Source organism: Nocardia veterana NBRC 100344 (assembly GCF_000308855.1).
Lineage (GTDB): Bacteria > Actinomycetota > Actinomycetes > Mycobacteriales > Mycobacteriaceae > Nocardia > Nocardia veterana.
Window position 1 is genome coordinate 19,619 of record NZ_BAGM01000130.1, and the last position, 19,817, is coordinate 39,435.

16 protein-coding genes and 2 pseudogenes are annotated in these 19,817 nt (G+C 67.3%); 9 read left to right on the forward strand and 9 right to left on the reverse strand.

Features of this window, described 5'->3' with window-relative positions:
* Positions 1-65: 65 nt before the first annotated feature.
* Positions 66-896 carry an SDR family NAD(P)-dependent oxidoreductase gene (locus tag ON37_RS25000; protein ID WP_217999959.1) on the forward strand — a complete coding sequence of 277 codons (831 nt, stop codon included), beginning with the start codon at positions 66-68 and terminating at the stop codon, positions 894-896.
* A 43-nt stretch (positions 897-939) separates the two neighbouring features.
* Here the strand turns inward: ON37_RS25000 and ON37_RS25005 are convergent, their stop codons facing one another.
* Positions 940-1,377, reverse strand: a complete 438-nt coding sequence (locus ON37_RS25005) for a MarR family winged helix-turn-helix transcriptional regulator (RefSeq protein WP_051032018.1) — start codon at positions 1,375-1,377, stop codon at positions 940-942.
* A gap of 51 nt (positions 1,378-1,428) precedes the next feature.
* Between ON37_RS25005 and ON37_RS25010 the strand changes: the two genes are divergently transcribed.
* Entirely contained in the window at positions 1,429-2,523 is a 1,095-nt protein-coding gene (locus tag ON37_RS25010) for an FAD-dependent monooxygenase (RefSeq protein ID WP_040722761.1), read from the forward strand.
* A 317-nt stretch (positions 2,524-2,840) separates the two neighbouring features.
* On the opposite strand, the gene ON37_RS25015 is transcribed toward ON37_RS25010, so the two are convergent.
* The 4 genes from ON37_RS25015 to ON37_RS25030 form a co-directional block, all read right to left on the reverse strand.
* Positions 2,841-3,734, reverse strand: coding sequence for an RNA polymerase sigma-70 factor (locus tag ON37_RS25015; RefSeq protein ID WP_040722762.1), 894 nt, complete (start codon positions 3,732-3,734; stop codon positions 2,841-2,843).
* 36 nt (positions 3,735-3,770) lie between these two features.
* Positions 3,771-4,154: a DoxX family protein gene (locus tag ON37_RS25020; RefSeq protein ID WP_040722763.1), complete on the reverse strand. Its 384-nt coding sequence runs from the start codon at positions 4,152-4,154 to the stop codon at positions 3,771-3,773.
* 111 nt (positions 4,155-4,265) lie between these two features.
* Positions 4,266-5,639 carry a DUF7159 family protein gene (locus ON37_RS25025; RefSeq protein ID WP_040722764.1) on the reverse strand — a complete coding sequence of 458 codons (1,374 nt, stop codon included), beginning with the start codon at positions 5,637-5,639 and terminating at the stop codon, positions 4,266-4,268.
* A gap of 149 nt (positions 5,640-5,788) precedes the next feature.
* The gene (locus ON37_RS25030; RefSeq protein ID WP_040722765.1) at positions 5,789-7,111 is read right to left on the reverse strand and encodes a UDP-glucose dehydrogenase family protein; all 1,323 of its coding nucleotides are present in this window, start codon (positions 7,109-7,111) and stop codon (positions 5,789-5,791) included.
* A 124-nt stretch (positions 7,112-7,235) separates the two neighbouring features.
* On the opposite strand from ON37_RS25030, the gene ON37_RS25035 reads away from it, so the two are divergent.
* Positions 7,236-7,772 (forward strand): YdcF family protein, encoded by a 537-nt coding sequence (locus ON37_RS25035; RefSeq protein ID WP_040722766.1) that lies wholly within the window; start codon positions 7,236-7,238, stop codon positions 7,770-7,772.
* An 8-nt stretch (positions 7,773-7,780) separates the two neighbouring features.
* Here ON37_RS25035 and ON37_RS25040 read toward each other — a convergent pair whose 3' ends face one another.
* The gene (locus ON37_RS25040) at positions 7,781-8,770 is read right to left on the reverse strand and encodes a M48 family metalloprotease (RefSeq protein ID WP_157171578.1); all 990 of its coding nucleotides are present in this window, start codon (positions 8,768-8,770) and stop codon (positions 7,781-7,783) included.
* A gap of 284 nt (positions 8,771-9,054) precedes the next feature.
* Between ON37_RS25040 and ON37_RS25045 the strand changes: the two are divergent.
* Positions 9,055-9,801, forward strand: a pseudogene (locus ON37_RS25045) (purine-cytosine permease family protein); the annotation flags it as partial.
* 110 nt (positions 9,802-9,911) lie between these two features.
* Here the strand turns inward: ON37_RS25045 and dcd are convergent.
* Positions 9,912-10,511, reverse strand: coding sequence for a dCTP deaminase (gene dcd, locus ON37_RS25050; protein WP_040722768.1), 600 nt, complete (start codon positions 10,509-10,511; stop codon positions 9,912-9,914).
* 605 nt (positions 10,512-11,116) lie between these two features.
* Between dcd and ON37_RS25055 the strand changes: the two genes are divergently transcribed.
* From ON37_RS25055 to ON37_RS25065, 3 genes are all read left to right on the forward strand, one after another.
* The gene (locus tag ON37_RS25055) at positions 11,117-13,357 is read left to right on the forward strand and encodes a hypothetical protein (RefSeq protein WP_157171579.1); all 2,241 of its coding nucleotides are present in this window, start codon (positions 11,117-11,119) and stop codon (positions 13,355-13,357) included.
* Positions 13,358-13,493: 136 nt separating this feature from the next.
* Complete coding sequence (locus ON37_RS25060) at positions 13,494-14,258, forward strand: MspA family porin (protein ID WP_040722770.1); 765 nt, start codon at positions 13,494-13,496, stop codon at positions 14,256-14,258.
* 109 nt (positions 14,259-14,367) lie between these two features.
* The gene (locus ON37_RS25065; RefSeq protein WP_040722771.1) at positions 14,368-15,312 is read left to right on the forward strand and encodes a zinc-binding dehydrogenase; all 945 of its coding nucleotides are present in this window, start codon (positions 14,368-14,370) and stop codon (positions 15,310-15,312) included.
* Here ON37_RS25065 and ON37_RS25070 read toward each other — a convergent pair whose 3' ends face one another.
* Positions 15,313-15,762, reverse strand: a complete 450-nt coding sequence (locus ON37_RS25070) for a DUF6325 family protein (RefSeq protein ID WP_040722772.1) — start codon at positions 15,760-15,762, stop codon at positions 15,313-15,315. It abuts the gene before it with no gap.
* Between the two features lie 289 nt (positions 15,763-16,051).
* Here ON37_RS25070 and ON37_RS25075 point away from each other — a divergent pair, with 289 nt between their 5' ends.
* Positions 16,052-16,963 (forward strand): hypothetical protein, encoded by a 912-nt coding sequence (locus ON37_RS25075; RefSeq protein WP_040722773.1) that lies wholly within the window; start codon positions 16,052-16,054, stop codon positions 16,961-16,963.
* 32 nt (positions 16,964-16,995) lie between these two features.
* On the opposite strand, the gene ON37_RS25080 is transcribed toward ON37_RS25075, so the two are convergent.
* Positions 16,996-19,299 carry a hypothetical protein gene (locus ON37_RS25080; RefSeq protein WP_157171580.1) on the reverse strand — a complete coding sequence of 768 codons (2,304 nt, stop codon included), beginning with the start codon at positions 19,297-19,299 and terminating at the stop codon, positions 16,996-16,998.
* A gap of 338 nt (positions 19,300-19,637) precedes the next feature.
* Here ON37_RS25080 and ON37_RS25085 point away from each other — a divergent pair.
* A pseudogene (locus ON37_RS25085) lies at positions 19,638-19,817 on the forward strand (cysteine dioxygenase); the annotation flags it as partial.

Below are 19,817 nucleotides of genomic sequence, written 5' to 3' on the forward strand. Positions count from 1 at the left end.
GGCACGAGTGTAGCGTTTTAGATACGATACGATCAGTATCCAAAATACACCGAGGTAAGGGGCACATGATGGCAGCAGACAAGGTGTGGCTGGTAACGGGCGCCTCCTCCGGATTCGGCTTGGCGCTGACCCGGGCGATCGCGGCGGCAGGTGGCCGGGTGGCCGCGACGGCCCGCGATCCCGAGCGGGCATCGGCGCTGCGGGAGGTGGCGGCCGAACATCCCGGTCGCATCCTGATCACCCCGTTGGACGTGACCGACGCGGAGCAGGCCCGTCGTGCGGTGGCGCACGCGCAGCAGACCTTCGGGCGGATCGATGTGGTGGTGAACAACGCGGGTTACGGAGTCTTCGGCGCGCTGGAGGAGATTCCGGATTCCGAGGTGCGAGCGGTCTTCGAGACCAACGTATTCGGATCGCTGAACGTGATCCGCGCCGCGCTGCCGGTGTTGCGCGAACAGCGCCACGGTCACATCGTTCAGATCTCGTCGGTCGCCGGGGTCACCGCGCCCTCGCCCGGCCTGGGCCTCTATGCCGCAACCAAATTCGCGGTCGAGGGCATGAACGAAGGGCTGCTCCGGGAGGTCGCGCATCTCGGGATCGGCGTGACGATCGTCGAGCCCGGCATGTTCGGCACGAGTTTCGTTGCCGCCCTGGGCATCACCCCGGTCTCCGCCCCCGACTACCGGCCCAGTGTCCAAGCGGCGTACGACCGGCTGTCCACGCTGAACCCCAGCAGCTACGGCGATCCGGCCGAGGCCGCGCGTCACATCATCGCCGCCGTCGATTCACCCGAGCCACCGCTCCGACTCCCGGTGGGACAGGACGCGATCGCGGCGATCCGGGGCAAGCTGACCGAGCAGCTCGCGGCGCTGGATGCGATGGCGGTGGCGGGGTAGCGCCAACCGGTTGTGGCACGGTCGCACCGAAGGCGAGACCACCTCACCCCTCCGCGTGCGCGATGAAACGGGCCAGCAGGTCGCTGAGCTGTCGTCGCTCCGAATCGGACAGTGGGGCACACATGTCATCCATCACCGCGGCGGTGACCGTGGCGGCCGCGGCAACGCGGTCGCGTCCCGCCTCGGTGATGTGCACCTGATAGCTGCGACGGTCCCGCGGATCGCGGCGCCGTTCCGCCAGTCCCTCACGTTCCAGGTCGTCGATCACGTAGACCATCGAGGACTTGTCCAGCTGCAGCCGGTCCACGAGCGTCCGCTGATTCGCCGGGCCGTCTTGGGCCAGCGTGTTCAGCACACCCAAGTGCCGCAGCTCTATGCCGAATTCCCGCAGCGCCCGGTTCGTGGCGGCGCGTGCGTACCGATGCGCCAGGTACAGCTGGCCGCCGATCCGAACACCGATGTCCTCCGTCGTTTCGCGCACCTCATCATTATGACCGATGACAGATCGTCTGTTTTCAGATAGTTTGTTTCCATGGATATCGTCATAGTCGGTGCCGGCCTGGCCGGAGCACTGCTGGCACAGGGTCTACGCCGCGCCGGCCTCGAGGTGCGGTTGTTCGAACGGGAACCGGAGAACCAGCAGGGGCAGGGGTATCGCATTCACCTCGAACCCGAAGGCGACCTCGCCCTGCGCGAATGCCTGCCACCGGAGCTCTACGACCGCGTTCTCGCCACGTCCGGCAAACCCGGCCGCGGCGTATGCGTGCTCGATCCACAGCTCGATCTCGTGCGGGAGATCCCGGTGCCGGACCCGCCCGAACCGGAACGCACCGGCCGGCATGTGACCGTGGACCGTCAGACCCTGCGTCGAATCATGCTGACCGGCATGGATGTTCACTACGGTGCCGCCTTCGAGAAGTTCGAGCTGCTCGACAGCGGCCGAGTGCGGTCGTTGTTCTCCGACGGTACGGTCGCCGAAGCCGATCTGCTCGTTGCCGCCGATGGCACCCACTCGCGTATTCGGGCGCAACTGCTCCCGGAGGCCGAGGTGATCGAGACCGGCCAATCGGAAATCTACGGCAAGACGCTGCTCACCGACGAGGTGCGTGAGCTGATGCCGGCGGCCGCGCTGGACAGCTTCACCACAATCGTGGGTACCGACGGCCGGTTCGTGCCGCTGGCCGCCCACCGATTCCGTTCCGGCGGCGAGGATTATGTGATGTGGGTGGTCGTCGCGCCGAAGCCGATGTTCCCGATCGACCTCACCCGCGCCGACGCTGCCGGCCTGCTCGAGGTGGCCGCCGAGATGGTCGCGGACTGGCATCCGAATATTGGGGCGATCATACGCCGGGGGCTTCCCGGCAGCGTCGCGGCCACGACGATCCGAACCGCAAAGCCGTTGCCGCACTGGAAGACCGGCCCCGTCACACTGGTCGGCGATGCCATTCACACCATGATCCCGGCCGGGACCAGTGCCGGTGCGGCATTGTGGGATGCTGCCGCGTTGTGCCGACAGCTGGCGGCACGCCCGGAGTCGTTGCGAGAAGCGGTGCGCGACTACGAGATCGAGATGCTCGACCACGGATTCGCCGCGGTCGCCGCCGCGCTGGAGCGCGGTTCGTCCTGACACAAGCGGCCAGGTCGGCGAGGTTCGTCCTCGTGCGCCGACCTGTCGCAAACCCTCCTGGTCGAGCCATCGCAAAGACACCGCACCGATGCCTGGCTCCGTGGCAAGGGTAATCGCGGACAGCGCCGCCAGGGGCAAGTCCGATATCGCGATGTACGGGTCCGTCACGGCAGGGACGCGACACTCAACGGACACACCGACCACTCACCGACCGAGCCAAAGGCGCGCTGCGCGTGTATGTTTCGCCTTACCGCGCAATTCACCGCGAGTGCGACACGCAATGATCGCGCGCCTCGGCACGCAAGGGTGCGAGTGTTTCAGCGCAGCGTGAACGCGGCCCCGGAGGTGACGCGGGTCAGCTTCTGCGGATTGCGGACGAAGTAGAGGCCGGTGATGCGCCCCTGCTCCACCTGGGCGGCCATGACGCCGTCGATCTCGCCGCCCACGCGGAAGACCAGTGCCGGATTGCCGTTCACCACAGTGGATTCCATCGCGATCGCCGCGGCCGTCTTGCCGATTCCGCCGAGGATGTAGCGGACCACCGCCTCGGCACCGACCACCGGTCGCAGGGCGGCGCGTTTCACCCCGCCGCCGTCGCTGACCAGCACGACCTGCGGGGCGAGGACGTCGAGCAGGTGCTGCGGGTCGCCCGTGTCGAGCGCACGCCGGAACGACTCCAGCGCCGCCCTCGCCCGGCTCGGCGGAACAACTTCGCGCGGCCGACGGGCTGCTACGTGGCGGCGGGCGCGATGCGCGATCTGCCGCACCGCCGCCGGAGTCTTGTCGACGGCGGCGGCGATGTCGTCGTAGTCGAGATCGAAGACTTCCCGCAGCACGAAGACCGCGCGTTCGATCGGCGACAACGTCTCCAGGACCAGCAACATCGCCATCGACATGCTCTCGGCGAGTTCGACGTCCTCGGCGATATCCGGTGCGGTGAGCATCGGCTCGGGCAACCAGGGCCCGACGTAGGATTCCTTGCGGCGGTCCATGGTTCGCATTCGGTTCAGCGCCTGCCGAGTCGTGATCCGCACCAGATAGGCACGCTCGTCGTGCACCTGGCCCACCTCGACCCGCATCCAGCGCAACCAGGTCTCCTGCAGGACGTCCTCGGCGTCGGCCGCCGACCCGAGCATCTCGTAGGCGACCGTGAACAGCAGGTTGCGATGGGCGACGAAGGCATCGGTCGCCGGGTCGGTGTGGTCGCTCACTTCTCGATCTCTCGTCGTCGGGTCGTCGGCCGAATATCAGCTCGCGAACGGTTCGAGCACGAAACGTCCCCAGGCGATGAACCCCGCCACGCCGAGATACACCGCGTTCAGCGCCACGAATTTGTACTGCCCCAGTCGGCCGTGCGTGATCATCGCACCGACCATGAGCAACACCCAGCAGACGGCGGTCACCGGCACCATGACTGGGGCGATATCCAGCACGGCGGGCAGGATCAGACCGACGGTCGCCGCTATCTGGAGCACACCGAGCCCCTTCACGAATCCGTCACTCGCGTCGGCGGTCCACTCTCCGCCCGGCGACGCCGCCAGCTTCGCCCTCGGCACGAATGCCTTGGTGATGCCGCCGAACAGGGCGAGCGCGGCGAGCAGTCCGGTAGCAATCCACAGGGTGATGTTCATGATCGGCTCCTGAATTTCTCGAAGGTCGGCCATGAAGACACCGGCACGTCACCTGCCGTGACAGTTGAGTGACGCGGATCACATCTACTTATCCGGGTAGGCCGGCCCGCCTTACTGCCGGGGCGGAAACGGCGGCAGCAGCGGCGGGATCGTCGGCACGACGATCGGCGGGAGCCCGGGAACGACAATGGTGGGCGGGCCCGGCGGCGGGGGCGGCGCCGCACTGGTCGGAGCATCCCAGTTGGGTACGGGCGCCACGACCGAGGCGTTGGTCGCATCAGTGGTGGGGGCGGCCGAGGCGTTCGGGACGGCAGTGCGGCTGGGTGGAACGGCGACCGAGGTTGAGGCGGAGGTGTTGCTCTGTGGGTCGCCACGCAGAACCGACTGCCCCCACCCGAGTCCGATGCCGAGAGCGGCGACGACGACCAGGGCGCCGACCGCCACCCCCGCGACGCTCAATTCGCGCCGCCGTCCGAGTCGCCCGTCACCGGCCTTGCCGCGCAACAACTTCCGACCACGACCGGCGGGCATATCGGCCAGCCACACCGGCGCGAGTTGCACGGTGTCGTCGGCCGATCCCGAACCCGGCGGCGGTACGGGCGGAACGGGCGCCGGAGTGGCCACCCGGGCGGGACGCGCGAGCAGGGCCGCGCCCCGCACGACCACAGTGTCCGGATCGGCCGGCACCAGCACCGGCATCCCCATCCAACGCTCGAGGATCCGCGCGATCAACGGAATGCGGGCGCAGCCGCCGATGACGAACACCGCCTGTACGGCCTGCTCGGAGCGCATCATCACATCGCGCGTCATCCGGGCCGAGGATTCGACGGCCAGCATGATCAGCGCCTCGAAGTTCTCCTGCGACAACAACACCAGCCCGTGTTCGGACGGCACCGCCACCGCGGTCGTACTCGACAGCTGTTCCTTGGCCTGCCGGCACACCCCGTCCAACGCCGCCAAACCCGCCGCGGTCGGCGGATGTTCGATCCGGCCGGAGGCGATCTGTTGTTCCCGGATCAGCGAATCCAGATAGTCACCACTGATATCGCTGGTGCGCTCGCTATGGCTCACCTGACCGGAAGCGACATCGACCACACTGACGGTCAGCCCGGAGCCGCCCAGGTCGTAGAGCGCGACAGTGCGATAACCCTGCAGTTCACCGGTGGCGCGGAGGAATTCGAGGGCCGCCGCCACCTCGGGTACCAGTTCGTAGTTGGTCAATTGGCGCCGCGCGAGAGCCGACCGCAGCAGGCGCCCATCCTGCTCGGTCCGGTAGGCGATCGCCGTGGCCGCGAGATCGGGCGCCGATCCGAGAACCGCGCCGACCGTTTCGGCGGCCACGTCCGCCATTGCCTGCTGGTCGCCGACGGGGGCCGCCTGCACGTCGAAACCGGTGGAGACGAACCGTTCGGCGGAGTTACCGGGATGTGGGATCGCGACGCGAATGGCGCCGGCCCCCACCGAAACTCCCAGTACCGAACTCATCTGCCGCCCATCTCGTTCCACGCTTCACGACCGGCACGCCCGGCCGCCGCCCGGCGGCCGCCGCGGAGCCGTTCGAGGGTACCCAGGCAACGAACGGGCCCGATGCTCATGCCGCAGGGTGCCGGTCACTGTACCTGGTTCCCGCCGCCCTACGATGTGCCGAGTCCCGCGTACACCCATCCCGCCGCCGTCCATTCGGCACGGTCGAGACAGTTGCGGCCGTCGATGATCGACCGCCCGCGGACCACCGGCTCGAGGTCGCGGGGCGACAGCGCGGTGAACTCGGCCCATTCGGTCAGCACCAGAACCACATCGGCCCGATCGCAGGCGTCGGCGACCGAGGTGGCGTAGTTGAGCGTCGGAAACACCCGTCGCGAATTCTCCAGCGCCTTCGGGTCGTAGACGGTGACCACGGCACCGTGCAACTGGATCATTCCGGCGACATTGAGTGCGGGGGAATCCCGCACATCGTCGGATTCCGGTTTGAAGGCCGCGCCCAGCACCGCCACATTGGCGCCGAGCAGCGAACCCCCGCACGCCTTGGCCGCCATATCGACCACCTTGGTGCGCCGCCGCATATTGATGTTGTCGACCTCCCGCAGGAACGCCACCGCGTGGTCGGCGCCGAGCTCACCCGCGCGGGCCATGAACGCGCGGATGTCCTTCGGCAGGCAGCCGCCACCGAAGCCGAGGCCCGCGTTCAGGAAACGACGACCGATCCGGGCATCGTGCCCCAACGCGTCCGCCAGGACGGTCACATCCGCCCCGGTGGCCTCGCAGACTTCCGAGACCGCGTTGATGAACGAGATCTTGGTGGCGAGGAACGCGTTCGCCGACACCTTCACCAGTTCCGCGGTGGCCAGATCGGTCAGCAGGAACGGCACCTGCGCGGCGATCAACTCGGCATAGATCTCGCGGACCTGATCACGCACCCATTCGGCACGATCGCGCTGCTCGTCGACGCCCAGGACCAGCCGGTCCGGCCGCAGGGTGTCGCGCACCGCGAAACCCTCGCGCAGGAACTCCGGATTCCAAGCCACCTCGACCTCGGCCCGCGACCGTTCCCGCATGCGCCGGCCCAGCTCCGCGGCCGTCCCGACCGGCACCGTCGATTTGCCGATCAGTACCGACGGCCGCTCCAGCAGCGGCGCCAGCGAATCGGCCACGGCGTGCACGTATTTCAGGTCGGCGCCGTATTCGCCCTTCTTCTGCGGCGTACCCACGCCGAGGAAATGAGCGTCGGCGTGGGCGGCTGCCTCCTCGTAGGAAGTGGTGAAGCGCAGCCGACCGGAGTCGAGGTTGCGGCGCAGCACCTCCTCGAGCCCGGGCTCGTAGAAGGGCACGACGCCATCGGACAATTTGGCCACCTTGCCGGGATCGATATCGACCCCGAGTACCTCGTGACCGAGTTCGGCCATGCAGGCGGCATGGGTGGCTCCCAGATATCCCGTCCCGAATACCGTCAGACGCATACTCGATTGATACGCGGCGGGTATGGCCTGCCCGCGTCCACGAGGCGAGGCCGCAGGCAACACTGGGTGTACAGGGGGAAACCACCGCCGATCAGCGGATTCGGCCGGCACCTACGATCGCAGAGTGCGAAAACGGTGGTGGCTGCGGGTGGCGGTGGCGGTGCTGGTCTTCCTCGCCGTCGCCGTGGCGGCGCTGTGGCCGGTCTATGTGCGGCCCCGGACCGACCCGCCCCGACCGGCCGATGCCATCGTGGTGCTCGGGGGTGCGCACGACGGACGCGAGGAACTGGCCCTGCGCCTCGCCCACGACGGCTATGCCCCACAGGTCGTGTTCTCCGATCCCTACGACCACTCCCCCCTGATCAACCGGATCTGCCACGGCGGGTACAGCTTCCGGGTCGCCTGCTTCGATCCCGACCCCCGCACCACCCGGGGTGAAGGCCGGGAGCTGGCGACCCGCGCCACCGCGGAGGGCTGGCGACGCGTCATCGTGGTGACCTTCACCCCGCATATCTCCCGCGCCCGCTACATCCTCGGAAAGTGTTGGGCGGGCGAGCTTCTCATGGTCGACGCGCGCCCTCGGATCGGTCCCGCCCGCTGGGCCTATCAGTATCTCTATCAGACGGTGGGCTATGTGAAAGCCGCATTCGAGGACTGCTGAGCGACCGGCTACGGCCTTCCCGGTCCGGCGATCCGCCCCGCCCGGGCCAACTCGTCGAGGCCGTCCCGAATGTGGCGAACCCGCTCCTCGGCCGAGATCTCCGGGGCGTAGGCCGACACCGACAGTGCGTACAACGCCGTCGGTTCCGTCGTCGACAGGTGGCGATCCCGCAGCACCACACCGAGATCCGCACCGTAGCCGAGTTCGACGGCGGTCCGATCGGCTCGATATTCGATCCGGCGCACGATCGGCACCAGCGCGCAGGCCGCCACCTCGGGCGCCAACCGCAGCAGCACCGCCGCCGGGAGACCGACGAGCACGGTCGAGGCAGCGATCACCGGGCAGGCGACGAGAACCCGGCTGATCGCCGTCCAGCCGACGCCGAAGATCCGGCCCGCACGCGGCGCCAGCTGCCGGGAGATCCAGCTGCCCGCTGCCACCGGACCGGAGAGGAAGACCCGCTCCAGCCATACCAGCGGCAGGTTGTAATTGCGGAAGATGAACTGGCACAACGCCGTCCGGCCGCGCACCCGCCGACCGAGCACCTGCGCCAGCACCGCCTCGAGCTCCGCCGGCGGCAGCCCCAGCGAAGCGGGAGTGACCGCGATCATCCGGTCGGGCAGGGCGAAGTCCCGATCGGCGGTACGCACCCACAGCGAATACGACGAGGCCGGCACCCCGGCCCGGCCGGCCACCCGGGTCCAGGCCGCCGCCAGCCGCGGGCGTTCGTCGTCGGTGGGCGGGCGCACGCCGAACCGCAACGACAACCAGCGGCGCTCGGCGCCCAGAAAACCCGCCACCGCGGCGACCACACAGATCAGCAACCAGACGATCGCCAGGATGCCGGGGACGCCGAATCCCATCGCGAGGCCGAGGCCGTAGAGCAGCAGCGTGAGCACGGCTGCCGTGGGCACCGCGGCGAGCAACAGCCCGCCCCAGGCCCGCGCCGCATCGGCCGGTGAGCGCCGGACAGCCGCGCTCGAACCGGGTCGCTTCACCTTCGAATTCTGGTCGGAGGTCATGCACCACGGTAAAGGGAAGGCGCGAAAGCGCACGTCGGGGGGCGTTACACGGCGGTAACCGAGCGGCAAAACGGACACCATATCGGCCCTGCACCCTCAGGAGGCCGCGCACGGCGCGGGAACGATGAGGAGTCAGATCGTGGTGGATGTGAAAACCCGTCCGGCGACCGCCGTCGCCGCGACGAAGGAAACACTCGAGGACTACACGCTGCGCTTCGCCCCGCGCAGCTACCGCAAATGGAGTCCAGCGGTGGTGGGGGATCTACCGCGATATGGTGCCGTCCTGGCTGGCGATGACCCTCGCGGTGGTGCTGGTGGTCATCTCCCAGATCAAAATCAATGTCACCAACGCCTATTCGGGCTCGCTGGCCTGGACCAACTCCTTCACCCGCGTCACCAAGACCTATCCGGGCCGGCTGGTGTTCCTCGGAGTGAATCTGGCGATCGCGCTGATCCTGATGGAAGCCAACATGTTCGACTTCCTCAACGACATCCTGGGCTTCTACGCCAACTGTGGCATCGCCTGGATCGTCACCGTCGCCACCGATATCGCGGTCAACAAGTATCTGCTGAAGCTCTCGCCGAAGCAGCCCGAGTTCCGGCGCGGCATGCTCTACAACGTCAACCCGGTCGGACTCGTCGGATTCGGGCTGTCGGCCGTGCTCTCGATCATGACGTTCTTCGGTGTCTTCGGCGCCGCGCTGAAGCCGTATTCGCCGATCGTCGCCGTCGTGATCGCCTTCGTCGCCACCCCGCTCACCGCCGTCCTCACCAAGGGCAAGTACTACCTGCGCCGCACCGACGACGGCATCGAGCTGGACATGTTCGACGAACACGGCAACCCGTCGGGCGAAACACTGACCTGCCATGTCACCGGAATGGACTTCGAACGTCCCGACATGATCGCCTCCGCCGTCCCCGGACCGGAAGGCGAAATCCAGTACATCAGCTCACTCGCACTGTCGACGGACAAGTCGGGCGCGCACGTGCTGCCGCCGAATCGATGAACCACGCGGTGAAGGAAATCGTGCACGCTCCGCCGATTTACGCGGCTTTCCCGCTTTTCGTCGAGGTTTGCACGAGAAGTTCGCACTCCTGACCGAGTCCCCGGACTCGGTCAGGAGTGCGACGACTGTGGAATCGAATCCTCGGGCAGTGGGAAGTTCATATACGCCCGCGAGGGGGTGGGTCCACGCTGGCCCTGATATTTCGAGCCCGCCGCGGCGCTGCCGTAGGGGTGCTCCGACGGGCTGCTCAGCCGGAACAGGCACAGCTGGCCGATCTTCATTCCCGGCCAGAGCGTAATCGGCAGATTCGCCACATTCGACAGTTCCAGCGTGATGTGGCCGCTGAAGCCCGGGTCGATGAAGCCGGCGGTGGAATGGGTGAGCAGACCGAGCCGGCCCAGGCTGGACTTACCTTCCAGCCGGCCGGCCAGGTCGTCGGGGAGGGTGCACACCTCGAGGGTCGAGCCGAGCACGAACTCACCGGGGTGTAGCACGAAGGGCTCCCCGTCGTCCGGTTCGACCAGGGTGGTCAGCTCGTCCTGCCGTTGCGCCGGATCGATGTGGGTGTAGCGGGTGTTGTTGAACACCCGGAACATCCGGTCCAGCCGCACATCGATACTCGACGGCTGAACCAATTTCTCGTCGAACGGTTCCAGCCCGAGCCGCCCGGAGGTCAGCTCGGCACGAATGTCGCGATCGGAAAGCAGCACGGCGGTCAGCCTAGTTACCCCGTACCCGCCGGTCGCACCGGCACAGCACCGCGGGTGCGATGGCGCCGTCGCCCGCCGGAGCGCCCGCCCCGCAGGGCGACGCCGGGGTACTCGAATTTGCTTCCGGCACAGGGTATCCTGATTCTAAACATTGAGTTAACGGACTCAGGACGGCGATGAACACAGCGGCAAACGAACCCCGTGCCCAGCGCAGCGCTTCGAGCACCCCGGCCCCGAACCGGGACGGCCGCGCGCGAGGCGACCTCAGGACGTAGCGCCGAACGCCTTCCCCTGCCCGAAGGGCTCACCGGATCGGTCCCGTGCACGACCAACCGGCGAGTGAATACGCTTTTCCGACCGCGCTGCACGGTCTGGTCATCAGCATTGCAGTCCGCAACAGCACCGATATATGGGCCGGAATGCCGGGCCCGTGGCCGAATCCTGTCCACGGCCTCTGCTTTTCCGCCATAGCGTCAACTGTGTGACTCCACTCGTCAATGCGAGCGGTGGAGTGGTGCGCGCCTGCGATCAGCGCTCGCTTCGACGGGCGCTATTCATCGGCGCGCCCACTATGCTGCTCTCCTACCGGAAGTTGGCACCGACCGATGAGAATCGATCGCATTACTGCGGCTTCGCAGCGGATGTTCGGACCGTCGAAATTCGGCATTTCGACACGGCGTCGACTCTTCTTCTTCCTGTCGTTCCTGGCCCTGGCCGTCCTCGCGCCGCCCGGCCTGATCGGAATGGCACGGGCACAATCATCCGATTCCGGCGACGACCGCTCGTCGGTCGATGCGATCGGGTGGATGCAGATACACGATTCCACCGGCGCACCCCTGGCGAACTACCAATTCGCCACGAAGGACCCCGGAATACTCCATCCCGGCAACACCGTGCTGTGGTCCGCCCTCGGGTTCGAACTGACCTTGTACATCGTGGTCATGTCCACCGCCATCTGGATCATCGGCATGGCTCTCAGTTTCAAATGGCTGGACATGCTCGCCAACCCACTGCGCGGCCTGGCCGGCACCGTCACCGATCAGCTCGCGACGCCGATGATGCTGGTGACCGCGGCCACCATCGGCGCACTCGTCGTAGCCTGGTTCGTGGTTCGCGGCTTCCATTCGAAGGCCGCGTCACAGTCGGCCACCATGGTCCTCGTCGGCATCGCCGGGCCGTTCTTCCTGGCCGACCCGCTGGCCGATGTGCTGTCCGCCGACGGTCTCATGGCCCGGGGGCGAGACCTGGGCATCGCGGTGGTGGCCGGCCTGCAGGGCCGGTCCGCTCCGGCGGCCGGCGAATTCGTGACGAACCTCCAGACCGGGCTGGCCGACAATCTGGTGCGCAAACCGGTACAGGTCTGGAATTTCGGTCACGTCCTGGACAATGATTCCGCCTGCCGGAATGCGTGGACCACCGGAATCAGCGCGGGCAGCAGCAAACTGCTGCGGTCGGGCCTGGAAAAATGCGGTGACAGTACGGTGCTCCACCGTATCGACCATCCGACGATGGCACAGGTGGGCACCGGACTGGTGCTGATCCTGTGCGGACTGATCACGATCGTCTTCGGCGTCTACATGGCTATCAAAATCATGCGCACGGCATTCGACGCCATCTACTACGCATTCATGACGATATTCGGATTCGCCGCGGGCGGATTCATCTACGGACCGACCCAGACACATCTGGTTCGAAGTCTCGTACATTCTTTCGTTTCCGGGTTCAAGATGATCGCCTTCATCATATTCCTCGGGATATATCTCGTTCTGCTGGGTGACTTGTTCGATCAGGCAAAGGGCCAGATATTCGCGGTGCTGATCATCGTCGTGTCCGTCGAGATCATCGCGGTGACCCAACTGCGCCGCCTGGATTTCAATTTGGACCGCGGAAACGACTGGATCGCCAATCGATTCGCCCTGGCCACCCAGGGCGGATTCGCCGCCTCGGCCACCGGAAGAACCGCCTTGGGAATGCCGAGCGGCGGATCCGGCGGCCATTCCAGCACCAGACTGCTGACCACGGTCGCCGCCGTCAACACCGTGAACTCGTCGCCGATCGCCGCGTGGGCCGCCGGTCGCACCATGGGGCCGTTGAATCCGTTCGCGGCGCGGCGCAAACGGGCCGAACTCGCGAATATGGACAGCGCGCCGCTGAATCGCGAAGGGCAGCAATGGCTTCAGCTCAATCGGCTGAACTGGCGGCAGAAGGCGCTCGCACGTGCAGGTGAGGACGGTTTGGGGACGACGATCGGCGTGGCCAACGCCTTGGACGGGCTGACCGACAGCCGCGTACCGGATCTGTACCTCGCCCCCGTCCTGTTGGCGACCGGAGCCACCGACCAGGGCGTCATCGACGCGTTGCGGGCATTGGCCGTGCAGAAGGCGAGCCTGCGCGATGCCTCGCCATACGGATTCGCGCCGCTGCAGAAGGCGCTGGCCGCCGCGATGGCCGTCGACAACCATGTCGGCGACCGGGCACACGAAGCATTCGCCGCGCAAGCCGTGGTAGCGGCAGCCAACTTCCGCCGGCATGCCAACGCTCCGGACGAAAACGCCGTTATCGATCACAACTTCGTGGGCCTGGTCGAACGATCGTGGGATTCCGAATCCGCGATCCGCCGCATCACCCCCGACCAGTGGAACAACGCCGGCCGCGACACCCGCTACTACATCGGCAACCGGCTGGCCGAGAACCATCTGGCGATCGCCGAGCGCTACCACCGGTCGGTGGTCACCAACGATCCGGCGTTGGAGCAGCACCGGCAGCAACTGCGCGAATCCGCACGTCGGATCAACAACCTGCACCACCTCAAACCCGAGATGGGCGCCGATCCCTGGCAGCCATAGGCGAGCGGTCGACACGCGTCCGCGGCAACCCCGCCGGGCCCCTCGACCCCGTTATGCTTGCCAGTCGATATAGCTACCGGGATCTACTTCTGTGTTTTCGAGCTCGTGCACATCCGCTTCGAGACGGGATCCAGCTATGCGACGTCCATTCCTCGTCGCCGCGTCGGGTGCGGCGGTGGCGATTGTGACCGCCGCGGCCATCTGGGCCGGTTATGCCGAACCGAGTCATGCGCAGCCGCCCGGGGCCGAGTTGTCCGGTTCCGGGGTCCACCTGCGCACGTCGGTCGACGACATCAGGGTGGATCCCCCAGGTGACCGCACGCCGAACTATCTGATGGCCTTCTCCCACGCCGCGCAGGTTTCCGGGAACTACTCGGTCACCGTGGACGGGGGCCCGATCTCCTCGGGCCAGGCCGTGGCCGGCTTCCTGCTGGGTTGCGGGATCAGTGTGGCCGGTGGGGTCACGGTGGGCATCGCGCCCAACCAAGAACTGGATCTGAGCATCTCGCCCTCGCTCAGCCCGCCGAGCACCGACACCGCCGCGCCGACCACCACGGTGACACCGAGCACGAGCAACCACCCCACCGTCACCGTCACCCCGCCGAGCGGCACGGCCACCGCGCCCGAGCTCAGCCTGGGCCCCAGCATCGGCGGCGCGCTGGGCTTGTCGGAAGAGCTGTCCGGCACGCTGCAACCCGGTCAGGTCACCACGGCCACCACCGCGACGGCCACGCTCGACGACAAGACCACCTTCCCGTTCCATCTGGCGTTCAACAATTCCGCCCTCAACGTCTCCCAGTGCGCGTCGCCGGTGGCGGCCGTTCCGTTCGTCTCGGCTTCGGTTTCCACCGCCGACGGTCTGGTGCAGACCACCGCATACGGAACCCAGTTCAGCTTCTGATTCCGGGCCGGGCGATCCGATCCCGGCCGAGGTGGATGTTTCGTCCGCCCCGGGCGGGTTAGCCGCTTCTCGGTCGACTCCGGCGCAAAACGAGGACAGGAGGTGGCACATGCGGGCAGCGGTACTGCGGGAATTCGGCGGGCCGGAGGCCCTGGCCGTCGCGGACATCGACATCCCGCGTCCGGGGCCGGGCGAGGTGCTGGTCCGGGTGCGCGCGTCGAGCGCGAATCCGGTCGACGGACTGATTCGACGCGGCGTGGCGAATCCGAAACTGACGTTGCCGGCCGTGATCGGCAGCGATGTGGCCGGGGAGGTGGAGCAGGTCGGCCCCGGCGTCACCGATGTGGCGGTCGGCGACGCCGTGTACTACACCTCGGAACTCGTCTCGGGCGGCGGCGCGTACGCGCAGTACCACGTGGCGGCCGCCGCGATCGTGGCGCCGAAACCCTCGACGCTGTCCTACCCCGAGGCCGCGGCGATACCCCTGGCCGGGGGCACCGCATGGGAGGCGATCGTGCGACGGCTGAACGTCCTCCCGGGACAGACCGTGCTGGTACACGGCGGATCCGGCGGGGTCGGCAGTTTCGCCGTGCAGTTCGCTCGTGCCGCGGGTGCGTCGGTGCTGGCCACCGCCGGGCCGGATCATCAGCAGTTGCTGCGCGATCTGGGCGCGACACCGATCGATTACAAGAGCGAGGACTTCATCCAGGTGGCCCGCGCCCACACCGACGGGGCCGGGGTCGACGCGGTGCTCGACACCGTCGGCGGTGAGAATCTGGCGGGTAGTGCGGCCGCTACCCGGGCCGGCGGGCGCATCGCCACCATCCTCGCCCCCGACGGCCGGCTCGATGACCTCTACCAGCGCAATCAGACGCTCTACGGCATCTTCCTCACCCGCGAACGCCGGCGGCTCACCGAAATGACACCGCTGTTCGACCGCGGAGTCGTCCGCCCGCAGATCGCGGAGGTCATGCCGCTCGACGACATCGTCGCGATCCACCGGCGGCTGGACGAGGGGCACAACGCCGGCAAGCTCGTGGTGGACGTGCCCTGATCAATTCTTGTCGTCGAACGTGTCCAAGGCCCGCAGAATCGCATCGACCGGGATCCGGCCGGCCGCGACGAGTTCCGCGCCCTGCTGCCGTAACGCGCAGGAAAGCGGTGCGGCCCAGAGATTCTCGTAGACGAGCACGGCGGCCGAATGTCCGGGCGACAGCGCGGCGCCCGCCTCCAGGAGATCACCGTCGAGCACGCCGGCCACATCCTCCCCGAACAGGGCCGCACTCGCTTCACACGCCAGGCCGAGGTCCTCGATGTCGGTTCCGGTCAAGGTTCCGTCGCGCGCCTTCCGGAGGAACGTCAGATTCAGTACCCGGATGATTCCCCGGCCGACGAGATCTCGCAGCAGTGGCAGCGCCGCCGCGTGCGGCGGGCATCCGGTGGGGAACTCGACGATGAGATAGTCGATCGGTCCCCACTCATCGTCACCGGCAGCAGTGGTCATCCGGGCACCTCGTTCTGGCCGAATCGCGGGTTCGAGACGGCGAGACAGCAGCTGACGTCGCGCTCGGCGGCGCCCCCGACCACCACCGGCGTAACACCTTTGATTCGAAGCCGCACCGCACGCGGATAAAGCACGAGTCGACGAATCCGAGGTCTTTCGCCCGGCCCCCGCGTACGGCAGCGGCGGGAGCGGACCCAGCCGAACCTGTCGGACCCCTGAGCCACAATCGGTTTCGCGGCAGTCGGCCGCACCGGCGATATCGCGTTGAAGACCGGAGGGGGACGGGCGAATGAACGACGAACGGAAACGGGTCCTGCATCTGGTGACCGCGGCCGCGCACGACCGCGGATATGCCTGTGAACTGGTGCGCCCGGAGTGTGTGCTGCTGTCCGGGACCACGGTTTTCACCCTGCGGCTCAACGTGATCCGGCACCGGATGCGGATGAATCCGCCGGACCGCTGGCCGCAGTTGGTGGCCGACGCCATCGACGACGTCGTGGTCGCGGCCGAGACGGAGCGGGAGCATCCGCTTGATTACTCCGATTTCTCCGTAATGCGCACCTTGGTTCGCACCCGGCTCTACGGCACCGCATCGGTCGGCGGGAACGGTGTGCGACGCACCGTCGCACCAGGCCTGATCCAACGGGTGATCATCGACGGTCTGCACACGACCGTTCCCGTCACCTACGAGATGCTCGCGCGCTGGCCGATCGGCGAATGGGAGCTGTTCGAACTCGCCGAACACAATGTCCGTGTCGACGGCGGTGTGGATATCGCTTGGGACTTCCTCGACGATCTGCGGCGAATTCGCGATCTGCCGCCGGCCGCACTGCTGAGCGGCCCCGAATACCTGACCGCGCACATCCGCCACCTCGGCGACCATCCGGTCACCGGCCCCGAGGGCGCGGTGCTGGTCGCGCCGTCGGCGGTGGCCGTGTACGTCTGTCCGGTCGTCGGCCCGGAGGTCGCTCGGGCGGTGGATCTCCTCGCGGTGCTGGCGCACACCCTGCACAGCGACGACCCCCTCGCCATCAATACCAACGTCTACTGGTGGCGTTCCGGCGCGCTGGAACTCGCCGCGCGAACCTTCCGCCGCGACGACACCACGGTCATCCGTTACACCGACACCTATGTCCGCCGCACGACTGCCGGGCAGCACGGAAAACCGCTCGGCCCCAGTGGATTCCGGGACCCGTCGTGACCTGTTGTCCGGTATCGCCGAGTCTGCGGGCTTCAGAAGGTCGGGATGGCCTTGGAGGGCGTCAGCTTGCTGGTGCCCAGCCAGTATTCCGGCAGCGCCATCTTGCGCAGAATCTCCGAGGCGGCGGGAAGGTCCTCGGCCTGGGCGGCCTCGAGATAGCTGCGGCTGAGGTGAACGTTGATGAAGCGGTTCATCAACGCCGCCCGCTCGGGTTGCACCGTGCCCGAGATGCCGGGCAAGGTGTTCTCCGCACCGGTCGCCACCTGGTTGATCCGTTCGATCACCGACTTGGTGGGGTTGGCGAAATAGGCGCGCAGTAGCGCCTGCTCTTCGGCGTCGAAACTGCTGAACCGCAATTCGGGGTCGGCGAATCGGCGGTTGGCCAACCGGTGCGCCGTCCGCTGGAACAACGCGATATTCGCCGGTGTGCGGCCCAGCTTGAGCACATTCATCGACGCGATCGCCTGGCCGAGATGCTTGTCACCGTCCCACATGTTCGGGCCCCAGCTGGTGCGGTAGTTGTAGGCGCGGATAGCGTCCAGCCGCATCTGCTTGTCGGTGAAACCGGCGCTCGTCAGGGCCGAATCGGCATCGCCGAGACCACCGCCGCGGTCGATGACACGATCCACCGCGACCGCGGCGCCCAGCGGCGTATGCCCGTATTCTCCGGCTGCCGAGCGTGCCGAGTCGATGATCTGTTCCCGGGTCCGGTTGTAGTTCAGGATCCAACCCCGACGCCCGGATTCCGCCGCGATGCGCATATTGGCGGTCTCGGCTTCCTGGCGCAGCCGCGAACGGGAACTCAGCGGAAAACGCGTGCGGCCCATCATGTATTCGGTGACCGGATTGGCGTTGACAGTATTGATCGCCGCCAGGGCCGTGAGCAGCCGCTCCGAACCCGACGGCGTGGCCGCGGCACCGGCCACCGCCGCGCCGCCGGCTCCGGCCTGCCCACCCGACAAGACCGAACCGATCTGTGCCACAACCTGATTACCGCGCGCGGCGACATTCTTGCCGACCCGCCGCAACAGCACCACGCCGACCACCATGACCGCCCCGCCGACGAAGATCACCTCGATGCCGTGTCCCGGTGCCTGCCGGAACAGATCGTCGAGCACCAGTGCGTACACGCCGAGGTAGATGGTGAACGCGACCATCTTGCCCGACGATACGAAGGCGTCGACCAGATTGCGCACCAGGAAGGTCTGACTCGGCCCGTAGACGAAACCGCCTGCGGCGAAACCGAATATCGCCATGAATGCGTGATAGATCGACTCGGCCGCCGCGACCACGATCTTGCCCGACAGATACACCCCGAACAACAGCAGCACGGCCGCGAACAGCAGCAACAGCAAGCCTGTGCAGATCTGGCCGGCATTCGGATTGCGGGATTTGGTGTAGGCGGCGAAGTCACCGCAGCGCTGCATCCCGTTCGCCACCCGGGCGTCGCTGCCGGCCGCGACTCCCGCCGACCATTCCGCCCGGCAGGCCGGCGACTCGTCCACGACGTGTCCGAAGTTCCAGACCTGCAACGGATGCCGGACGAAATTGTCGGCCAGCGTGCTCTCCATCGTGGCCACCACCGCCTGCGGATTCGGGTCGGCGTCACCGTTCAGCCCGGCCGCCACCGCGACGCCCACGTCCCGCCCCTGGGCGAGCAGGCCGTCCGGTGACAGCACGTCGGCCATCGGATGGGCGAGATACCCGACGCCGAACAACGCGACCGCGAGCATCGTCACCACCTGCAGGGTGGCCTTGCTGAACAGTCCGCGCAGGACGAACCATGCGACGAAGAACGCACCGATAGCGGCCGCGACCGTGATGACCATCGGGGTGCCGACCTGACCGGCGAGGGTGTCGGCGACCTTCGTCAACGGCACCGAGACCAGCTCCAGCCAACGGAAACTCACCGCGTACCCGATCAGCCAGATCGCGGTGACCCCGATCGCCATGAATCCGGCGAACTCCAGATCCAGCACGGTCGACAGGGCGGTATTGCCCGGGTGCAGCAGACTGCCGTGATCGGTGGCGAAGACGTAGTCGGATACAGCGACCCCGGCCGAGTCGCGCACGTTCATCCAGCCGATCGCGTCGATGGTGGACGCACCGGCCGCATCGGTCCGGGCCTGGGCGGTCGCGACCGCCCCCACGCCGACCGGCAGGACGAACAGCAGCAGCACCGTCAGCAGCAGCCAGGTCGCGATCCGGCGTCCCCGGGTGGCGCTCACCCAACTCGCCGTGCGCCGGGCCACGACGGCGGGTCGCCACCGGGCGGTATCCCAGAAATCACCGTCCGTCCGCAACGCCGTCCGCGTGCCCGTCTGGTTCGGCGCCACCGCACCGCCGTACTTCGGAGCTCTGCCGCTGCCCAACACCCGTCATTCCCGTCGAAACCGAACCGGCGACCGGCGAACCGCGCCGGCGCCTACCGATAGCGCATCGGCTGCGTCGCCGGCGCCGATGATCAGGGGACTGTACGGCCGGTTCGGGACGCGGTAACCCGTTGCGCTCGAGGTGATTCTGGCGTGCCGGGCGCCGCGGAATTTTGCTCACGCTGAGCCTGGATGGTGGCAAATCGCGAGCGGCGGCGAAGAATTCGGGCGGCCGCTGCGCGTGGGCCCCGGCCGACCGATATCCGACGACGCAAAGGGACAGTGTGACCACGGCTCTGCCAGTGAATCTCAAGCACGCCAAAGACATTCATCCGGGCGTCGACGTGCCGTTACTGCACGAGGCCGTGGTCGCGGAACGCACCGCCTGGTCGCCGGCGCAACTGCACGAACTGACCACGCTGGTGGCGGGCGAACTGGCGACACCGCTGCTGGACATCGTGCGGTTCGACCCCGCGCAGCGC